General features: G+C 40.8%; 8 protein-coding genes. All 8 read right to left on the bottom strand.

Going from position 1 to position 9,008, the window contains the following annotated elements; translation table 11 throughout:
- Nucleotides 1-105: 105 nt before the first annotated feature.
- Nucleotides 106-1,890 carry a hypothetical protein gene (locus J6I68_RS15800; RefSeq protein WP_292221691.1) on the bottom strand — a complete coding sequence of 595 codons (1,785 nt, stop codon included), beginning with the start codon at nt 1,888-1,890 and terminating at the stop codon, nt 106-108.
- Nucleotides 1,891-2,108: 218 nt separating this feature from the next.
- On the bottom strand, nt 2,109-3,092 hold the full coding sequence (locus J6I68_RS15795; RefSeq protein ID WP_292221690.1) for a hypothetical protein: 984 nt from the start codon (nt 3,090-3,092) through the stop codon (nt 2,109-2,111).
- 35 nt (nt 3,093-3,127) lie between these two features.
- On the bottom strand, nt 3,128-3,745 hold the full coding sequence (locus J6I68_RS15790; RefSeq protein ID WP_292221689.1) for a hypothetical protein: 618 nt from the start codon (nt 3,743-3,745) through the stop codon (nt 3,128-3,130).
- A gap of 110 nt (nt 3,746-3,855) precedes the next feature.
- The gene (locus tag J6I68_RS15785; protein WP_292221688.1) at nt 3,856-5,256 is read right to left on the bottom strand and encodes a sensor histidine kinase; all 1,401 of its coding nucleotides are present in this window, start codon (nt 5,254-5,256) and stop codon (nt 3,856-3,858) included.
- 17 nt (nt 5,257-5,273) lie between these two features.
- A complete protein-coding gene (locus J6I68_RS15780; protein ID WP_292221687.1) occupies nt 5,274-6,038 on the bottom strand; it encodes a LytR/AlgR family response regulator transcription factor in 765 nt (254 codons plus the stop codon).
- A gap of 173 nt (nt 6,039-6,211) precedes the next feature.
- Nucleotides 6,212-7,255, bottom strand: coding sequence for a hypothetical protein (locus J6I68_RS15775; RefSeq protein ID WP_292221686.1), 1,044 nt, complete (start codon nt 7,253-7,255; stop codon nt 6,212-6,214).
- Nucleotides 7,256-7,424: 169 nt separating this feature from the next.
- Entirely contained in the window at nt 7,425-8,060 is a 636-nt protein-coding gene (locus J6I68_RS15770) for a hypothetical protein (protein WP_292221685.1), read from the bottom strand.
- Between the two features lie 77 nt (nt 8,061-8,137).
- A partial coding sequence (locus J6I68_RS15765) for a hypothetical protein (protein ID WP_292221684.1) occupies nt 8,138-9,008 on the bottom strand: 871 nt, incomplete at its 5' end.

The raw sequence follows: 9,008 nt of genomic DNA, 5'->3' as shown, positions 1-9,008 counted from the left end.
TACAAAAGTTGCCTAATATCTAATTTGTCATTTTCAATGTGCTATAAATGAATTAGCTTTATTAAGGTTACCCAAAATGCAGGTAATGTCTAATTTCTAACATTTTCAATTTACTCCTTGACATTTCTTAGCTGGACTTTTGTTCAAGTAATAGTTTGCCATCTCAAGATATGGATTTCTCCATTCTGGAGCATTGGCACGCATCTCGGCGTCCTTAGCGTCCATAAACTTACAGAACTCATCAAAGGAATAGCGTTTACTGCTACCATCATACATATACCATTTGCTGGCAGCATTTGGATCCTGTTCAAGAAGTCTTTCACGGGTAGTCTTCTGATTCTGCCTGAGTTTCTCAATGTTTCGTTCGATTAACTCACCTTGCATCTTAATGAACTCATATCCGTCCATGGCCTTTGTAATCTTACCATTCTTCAAGTTTTCCTGAATGAGGCGCTTCGTCCGCTCTGCTTCGGTCTCTTCCTGTTGTTCTTTTTCTTCAACAGCCTCTTTGGCTTCATCTATTGCTTTATCCGTATTACCAAGGAGCTTTTCCCATTCTTCATCGGTAAGCTCTCCAAGATCTTTATCGCCACTCTGCGAAGCAAATAGGCCTGCGGTCTCTTCCAGCATTTTTAGAAGGACTGACGCATCAAATGTTTCGCCTGTCTGTTCTTTTGTAAAGGATACTTTAGATCCGGAAACTGCATCGTTCCAATTGCTCTTTTTGGAAATAGCCTCATCAAGTGAAGCATACTCTGATTTCCCAAGTGGATCAGTGACCCCTTTTAACACACTGTAGCTCCCAAAAGTATATCCGGTACCAGTATCATGAGCATCTGCATACTGACAGTATGCAAACATCTCAACAGCTGAGGCATTCTTTGGATCCACTTCTTTTATATTTACATCGATATCTTTGCCTCCTACATGAACTCTGACAATAGGCTCATCTGATCCAGGCTTAAAAACTTCCGATGCAGTCATGACATAGCTCATATTACCAACAGGTATGGAACTCATTCCACCAAGAGGTGTAACAATTTCTTTTAACTCTTCATCATTACTTACTTCTGCCGGTTCTTGTACACTTGTTTCTTTATTATCTCCAACTGTACGCACGGCCTGATAGCTTATAGCCTGAAAGCTTATCCCGGAAAATGTGCCAAAACTTCCGGTATCTCCCCAAAACTTTGCACCTGCAAATGTTGTAGCATTCTCTACCGGCTCAGGAGAAATACCATTACCCACACCTGATGTCATCATAACTTCCATCAGCCTGTTTATGTGAGAAAGAAGCTGCTCTGCTCCAAGTGTACTTACTCCCATCATCTGAAAGTTGTTTATGGAGCCATTCAGCTCTGACAGATAATTCTTTTTCTCAAAGATATCATAAGGGGCTACTCCATCTACTGCCTGCATAGCTTCATCAGCAATACCCTCAGTGTCACGGATATACGAGCACAATGCGGCAAATTCTGTAAAATCCGAATCTGTAGGATTCACTTTATAAGGATCGATCTCTTTTGAGAACTCATTGCCGTTTTCATCTGTTCCGGTTGCAGTATATTTCCTGCTGTCTCCCATCACATCAATCCTTATCTCAAACTTCTGCATTACTCCCTGATATGAATAAGCTGTTTTGCCATCAGCAAGTTGCGTTGATGTCATTCCTGAGTTCCACACATTTGCTGTTATAACTCGTGTATAGCCTTTCTTTGCAGGCTCTTCTTTTACCAGGGCATCCACAACCTCAGGTGAATCCTCATTTTTTTCAAGAATAACACTCTGGAAATCGCTGTTTCCGATTGTCTGATTTGAATAAAAGTGGGCACTCTGTACAAATGCGCTCTGCGTGTAATAATAGTTTCCGTTTGTTATGGTATTTGGCATAAGTGTTCCTTTCTACAGCTCATCTGTCGTTCAGAGCTGTTCCACTCTCCTGAAAGGACCGAGTGGTTAATTGATTATCAGTTGCGGCGCTTTGCTCTTTACTTTCACCTTCCTTCTTAACATAAAAAAGCCGAATATCATTAGATTTATCAATCCATTGATATCCGGCAGTTCCATCCTAACCTCTCTATATATTATCGGAATAAGTGCTTTGCTCCTTAAGTGCCATATAGAATTTTTCTATGCTCGATAGCCTTTTCTGTCAGCTCTTTATTAAGATCCTGCCTTTTCTGATAATCCTCAAGCTGTTTCTTCTGTCTCGCTGCTCTCTGAGCCCGGCGTCTTGCTTTATCATTGTTGTTATTTCGCCTGCTCCTTTGAGAGCTCTCACTGCGTATTTTCTCAAGGACTTCATCCAGCTTTTCAGCAGCACTCATAAGTTCTGATTCACGACCTTTAATGGCTAGATCAACGTGCTGGATGGTCCCTGTAGTCCCATCCTCCTTTAGAAAGATTCCCGTCTTTCTCACTTTCCCATCTAAAGCCCCATCAGCACCATCAAGAGTAAATTCTGTGTTTTCTGATCCAAGGAAGATAGCTCCAACACCAGATTCCTTTAGCGTCCTAAGATCATCTTTTCCATCATCAGATTTACTCCAAACTTTGAGCTTATCAAAGACTTCATCATTTTCATCAATCCAGCCATTACCATCTGAGTCGTAATTGGCAAGATCCTTAAATCCATCACCGCTCTTTACTCCAAACAGTTCAGTGCCGTCATTTACCTTGCCGTCTCCATTCTTATCAAGAACAAGGAATCCACTCCCTGATTTTGTCATGGATATTTCGTCCTGCCTGCCGTCCGCATCAAGATCAAATTTAAATTTCGTATCACTTAAAGAAGCTGTCTGACTTCCAGTATTGATTATCAATGGATCAAAAAGATTATCAAGTGGTGACGATATCGGTATGAATGTCTCATGTTCCTTTTTGCGAGACATGCTTACGTCCACATCAACATTTATTTCTCTTCCATCTTCTGTTTTGATATTACCTGTTGCTTGATAATCAGTTTTTTCCTTTTCTACATGTTTTTCTACTATTCCGGCAAAAAATCCGCCTATCCCTGCGCCGCCACTACTCAAATCCTTTTGATAGCTGTAATTTGAATTAGAATAAACATCACTACTTGCTATCTTCATATGCTGTTCACCTCATAAATTTGCGCATTCGAGTTCTAAAACCATCTTGAAAACATTGATGACAAGAATGAATTACCATATCCTCCAAAACTACTATAACCACCCAAAAAGTTTCCGGTATTGTATCTGCCATTAGCTCCATAAATGCCCGTATTCATTGAATATCTGCTTGATGTGATGGCTGCTTGCGATGTTAAAGATGCATTGTTTCTAAGCCTTTGTCCGAATGATCCGGCTCTGTTTCTAACTGTGGTGCTTGTAGTGTTTCTTGCTCCACTGTTGACATCATTGTAACCATCTACTAAATTCTTTACAGTTTTAAGCAGCTGATCTGTGTTCTTTTCTTCATAAATCTCACTGTTTGCAAGTTTCTTACCGGCGCTTTCCACTTTTACAGCTCCATCAGCAACCTTCTGATCAGACATATATGCACTATTGTATGTGCTATTATATGCGTTATTCATAGCTTTAATGGTATTGGCACTTAATCCAAAATAGCTATTATTTAAAGTGCCTGATGTTCGTGATGTGCTTCTTGTACCTGTAGTCCTACTGCGATTATTAACATTAGACGTTCCGTGTCTGTTCCAAATATTGGAGGCTCCGCCTATCCTGCTAGTCAGGACATCAAAATAGTTTTGCCCAAAATTCATAAAAACACCTCCTTTTCATGGACTAATACCTGTTCCATTTCAAGTATCGTCTATGACCGGAGGCAGTTAAATAGCTTTGACACGAACGGACCTTTTTATGTAATGAATAGTCAGTTTTTCTTCTGCAACATTACCTTAACCTTAAAAACCTTGTTTTCTGAATTAATATCCACAGCTCCAAGATATTTATCTGCAATCCCCATGACGCTCTTTAATCCAAGCCCGTGCTTATCTGCATCAGAATCCATTTTCTTTGTACTGATGATGCTGTTATCAGAACCACGCTTCAATTTTCCATCAAACGAATTCTCTATTTTTATCAAGTAAAAGTTATCCTTCTGTTCCCCAATAAGTCTGATATACCTATCACCCTCTGCCACAGTCAGTACTCCATCCAAAGCGTTATCAATAAGATTATTCAGAATAATCCCCATATCCAAAGCACTGATTCCATTGTCATCAGGGAAAAGAAAATCAGCTCTGAAATCACAGTTTATGCCAGCTGCCTGGGCCGCAACCTCATTTATGACAGCATCCGTAACCGGATTATTTGTCGCATACTGCATAGCTTCTGAGCTTAACTCAATGTCCATTTCCCCAAGGAATTCCTTCGCATCGCCTATCCTGTCTTTTTCCAGAAAGCTCTTAAGGATCATGAGTTTGCCTGCCATGTCATGACGAAGTGTCCTTATACGTTCATGGTACTTTTCAGTGTATTCAATTTTTTTCCTGATAAACTCCTGCTCCTGAAGCTGTTCCTGAAGTCGCAGGTCCTCCTCTTTAAGCTTTCTGTAGCGCTGCCATGTGGCAATTGCAGACATCTCCCCGATAAAAATCAGCACAGCCAGGATTGGCAGGGTAAATCTAAGATCCTGTTTCTCGTCCAGCAATACAAAAACTTCTTTATCAAGCGGCACAACCATGACTTCTACAATTATGTAACAGATAATATATGACACCGCGGAAAATATAGATAAATATAGCGCTTCAGTCCATGACATATCATACTTGACCGTACAGATTTTTCTGGTTACGAAGTATTCCAGTAACAGGAAAACAGCCAAAAATACAACCTGTAAAGCCATCAATATAAACATCCAGTTCCATAGGTTTTCCACTGCGCCTTCCCTGGAATAATCTATAGCTGCTGTAACATAATCTGAAATACTGTTGAAAACGGCAAAATTTATCAAATGCCATACGTAGAATACGTTCTGCCAGAGAAAGAAGACAAAAATGATATGCGGTAATATCTTTTGATTATAAAAATAAAACACTGCAATTATAGTCAGAAGGCTTATTATACTGTACAGACCTTTTGTAGAATATGGAATTGCAAACAACACTATCCCTTCAATCGTGATTATCACTGACAATACAATATTTTTTGATCTGCTAAGTGACTCTTTATTTATAAAAAGATCTGCAAATACTCCAAAGAACAGACCACGGATCAGTATCATAGATACTCCGTAGATTTGTTCCATAATTCTGATATTTTCCTCTGTCATACTTCCTCCTACAATCGTCAGGATATGAACTCCATGTAAGCCTTTATAAAATCAGCGTATTTATATTTTGACATTATAAGTGCATCCCCATTGTCAATCTGAACCTCTGATCTGGAGTAGCCTTTTATATGCTTCATATTAACCAGATATCCTCTGTGAACCCTAAAAAAACTGTTCCCTAGTTCATCCTCAAAGTCATTCATCTGCCGGTACACTTCATGCTTTATTCCCGGTAAATGGACAATTGCTTTTCGTCCTGAACTCTCAATATATAAAATATCCCGAAGCTTTATATTTATTGTCCCTTTACCTGATTGTATAGATATGAACTTGTCTTCATCATTTTGATATTTTGTCTCACATATGAGCTGGGCATCCAATCTCTGAAGCTCCTCAATTGCTCTGTGAAGTTCACTTTCAAATGCTGCCTGTGAAACCGGCTTAAGCAGATAATCAAATGCCTTAACGCCAAATGCATCTCCCATCCTGTCCGGAATACCTGTAACAAAAATGATAAGTGGTCTTGATGCTCTCATACTTTTGCCACTTGCCTCGACGCGTCTTCCAAGTTCTTTTGCCGTTTCTATTCCGTCATTTTTGCCCATAGCTATATCAAGAAAGAGAATATCTATCCATGTACCTGAATCCATATCCTTTATGAGCTCATCTCCGCCAGAGTATTCTTTTACATCTGCGTTATGTTTAGCCTTGCTTACCCAATCATGAAAAACACTCCTTACAACCTCTTCATCATCGCAAATTGCTATCCTGTACCTTGTCATACATTACCCTCAATTTTCACTTGGCCAATAATGAAAAAATGCTTAGCACGGACATCCATGTAAGCATTTTCCCTTAATCCCTATATTTATATTATCATCACAACGCTTTGGATTTATATGTCCATGTCATGAATGGACATTTTAATGTAATGAATGGACATTATTGAATGTTCTTATATCTGGCTGTCTACAGTGCTACCCTTAACATCACTTGAAAGGAGGCTCAGCTTATTGAGGATATTTGTAATCTCTGAATTAACAGCATTCTGCGTATCCTCCATGGATGCACCTTCGGAAATAATGGTCTTCTGGGCATCCTCTGCTCCCATGCTGTCAGCTTCGGCACGCTCTCTTCTAGCTATGGCACGTTTAGTATCAGCGCTGGTACGCTGGGTCTCTTCAGCGTGTTCCTTGATGTTCTCTATCATTTCCTGCTGCATTGCCTCTTTTTCAAGCTTCTTTGCTTCTTCCTTCTTCTCCTCTTTCTTCTTTTCCGCTGCCTCTTTGGCCTCTTCCTCGCGTTCTTTCTGCTCTTCATCAACATGCTCAACTGCTTCCTGTGTCAAAAGAGCTATCGACTCGCCATTTGCAGCATCCATAATCTCCTCAGCTGCATCCTGTGCCTTAAGCATATCCTGAGACTTAGCGCGTTCCCTCTTCATGTCGGCATAACCTTGGACATTACCTGCCTGCTGCGCTTTGGCATGATCAATATCGAGAGCATTCTGCTGATTCTTTGCAACATAGTACAGCGCCTGCTGCTGGTACTCGGACATCTTGCTTTTTTCTTCATCAGATAAACCATCTTTGGAATTATTCATCTTAAACGCAAGTTTAGACAGTTCCTTGCTCTCCTCGCTGTCAGGATCAATTCCATATTGTTCATGTAACTCTTTTAACCTGGCGTCATTCGCCATCGTATCAGCAGTCTTTTCGTTTATCACATCCTGAAGACGCTTTATCTCATCTTTAATGCCCTGCATCTGAGCATCCAGCTTCTTCTCGCCGTCAAAAGCATCTGACACAACCTTAAGTGCCTGCTTTCTTGCAAGGCCCTGCCTCTGCTGAACAAGGCTTTCACCCTTGAGATTAGCCCCGGATACTGAGGACAGATTACCACTCTTATGCGCAGTTTTTCCCGCACCTGCAGCAGTCCTGACATTATCCTGATTTTGAAAAGGATTTATTTGAACATCCGTGTTCTGTTGTATCCTCATAAAGCACCTCCACTTGCGATAAATCTGACACTATCATGTATCATGCATAATTATGGTTTTCTATTTGTATATCGGCAAAAAATAACTTTTAGTCAAGCCCTGACATCAAAACTGCCATTTGGATTCAAGATCTTTACCTTAATCTTCATAATCTCAGCCCCTTCCTTGATCAACCAACTTGTTCTTTAGACGAATAGTAATCCTCAAACAGCTTATTAGCTGCATTCATAGTCTCTTTACATATAGCTGGAAGTTCACGTCCCCAGGTCTTTGTAGCCTGCTTGAATCCCTTTTCCATGGCTTTCTGCATCTCTTTCATCTTGTCTACATCATCCCCTGCAAGAGCAGCAGCAAAATCAAACAGTCTCTGGGATGTCTGCTTTACACCATAGTATCCGTCTTCTGAAATATCCTTCTGAGCCTGTGCTCTTGTAGCTGCATCCACCTTCACATTTCCGCCAGCAAGCTGCTGCCACATGTTGTTGCCTGTAGCCTTGCCATAGGCTCCAACCTGGCCCTGCAGAGTTTTCTGAACTATTTCCATCAACTGATTTCTCTGTTGTTCCTCTGCTGCTTTCATCTGCTGAACAATAGTTGCTCTGTCAGTGGCTGATTTTTTATATATAGCCTTAGGATCATCCTCTTTGCTATCCTCAATGGCTGTCTTCTCGTATACAACGCCCTGCTGATTTAACGCTACTTCCTTCTTTTCCTCTTTCTCATCGCTCTTTGCCCAGCCAGGCTCAGCATTATTAACGCCTGCATAGTTATAGTTTCCATAGTTTGTGTTAATTCCAATACCCATAATGTATGTCTCCTCTCTTATTAACACTTGTTAATTATTTTAGGTAAAAGAAAGAGCTCAAGGCTCATTGTGTAAAGTTATACTGTAGCATCAAATGATCCGCCTGTTTCTGCCGGCATACTCTGGGATACCGCATCCATAACCGGCATATCCATCCCACCTAGCGATAATGACACTCCACTGTCTCCGCCTCCTGGAAAAGAAGCTTTCCCTGCATTTTCTTTTTCCGACTGCAATCTGTCAAATAAAGCTTTCAAATACTTAAGGTCTGCTTTCAGAATATCCCTTGCTTCATCAGATCTGTGCTTTACCTTTAGCTGCTCAAGATCCTCTGGAGTCATTGATCCAGAAAGAGCTTCTGCCATCTCATCCAGGTCTTCGTCAAGCTCTGCTGTTTCTTCTGCTGCTTCCATCATCTCATCCGCGGTCATCTCAAGCTTTTCCATAAGGGCTTCAAATTCAGCCTGCTCCAGCTCTTTTATCTCTTCATCGGATTCAGCTTCATCAGGAGCTTCTTCCGGATTTGCAGGGAGTTCTTCCTCTGCTTCCATACTCCTTTCCGCAGTTTCTTCCATTTTCAAGTTCTTCTTTTTCTTATCACATGCGCGCTGAACCATCTCTGCATGAAGTATGGCTCTGAGGATTTCTTCTTCGTCCACATCTCCATTTTTAAGCTGTTTCTTTAACAATCCTATTTTTGCACGTATGCCATTAGAGACCTGCATGGCCTTCGTAGACGTTTTTGCCTGTAATACCTGTGAAGAAACCTGCTTAAAGCTGTACAGTACAGGTTTCTTTTTCTTTCCGGTCTGTTTGGTAGGCTTGCAAATTCCTATGGTTCCTACATGATTGCCATAGGCATCGTATAGTTTTTTCCTGTAATGCGTCGTATTTCCGCTTACCTTTACTTCCCATCCGCCATTCACATGATCACCTCCTTTTGAGCCG

Origin of the sequence: Butyrivibrio sp. (assembly GCF_017940685.1) — a bacterium.
Taxonomy (GTDB): domain Bacteria; phylum Bacillota; class Clostridia; order Lachnospirales; family Lachnospiraceae; genus Butyrivibrio.
Note: the sequence above shows the minus strand (reverse complement) of the source record. Positions and strands in the feature narration are given on the sequence as shown.

Coding starts and splice junctions, on each gene's coding strand:
- J6I68_RS15800 (WP_292221691.1), bottom strand. CDS start 1,890: ATGCCAAATACCATAACAAACGGAAACTATTATTACACGCAGAGCGCA.
- J6I68_RS15795 (WP_292221690.1), bottom strand. CDS start 3,092: ATGAAGATAGCAAGTAGTGATGTTTATTCTAATTCAAATTACAGCTAT.
- J6I68_RS15790 (WP_292221689.1), bottom strand. CDS start 3,745: ATGAATTTTGGGCAAAACTATTTTGATGTCCTGACTAGCAGGATAGGC.
- J6I68_RS15785 (WP_292221688.1), bottom strand. CDS start 5,256: ATGACAGAGGAAAATATCAGAATTATGGAACAAATCTACGGAGTATCT.
- J6I68_RS15780 (WP_292221687.1), bottom strand. CDS start 6,038: ATGACAAGGTACAGGATAGCAATTTGCGATGATGAAGAGGTTGTAAGG.
- J6I68_RS15775 (WP_292221686.1), bottom strand. CDS start 7,255: ATGAGGATACAACAGAACACGGATGTTCAAATAAATCCTTTTCAAAAT.
- J6I68_RS15770 (WP_292221685.1), bottom strand. CDS start 8,060: ATGGGTATTGGAATTAACACAAACTATGGAAACTATAACTATGCAGGC.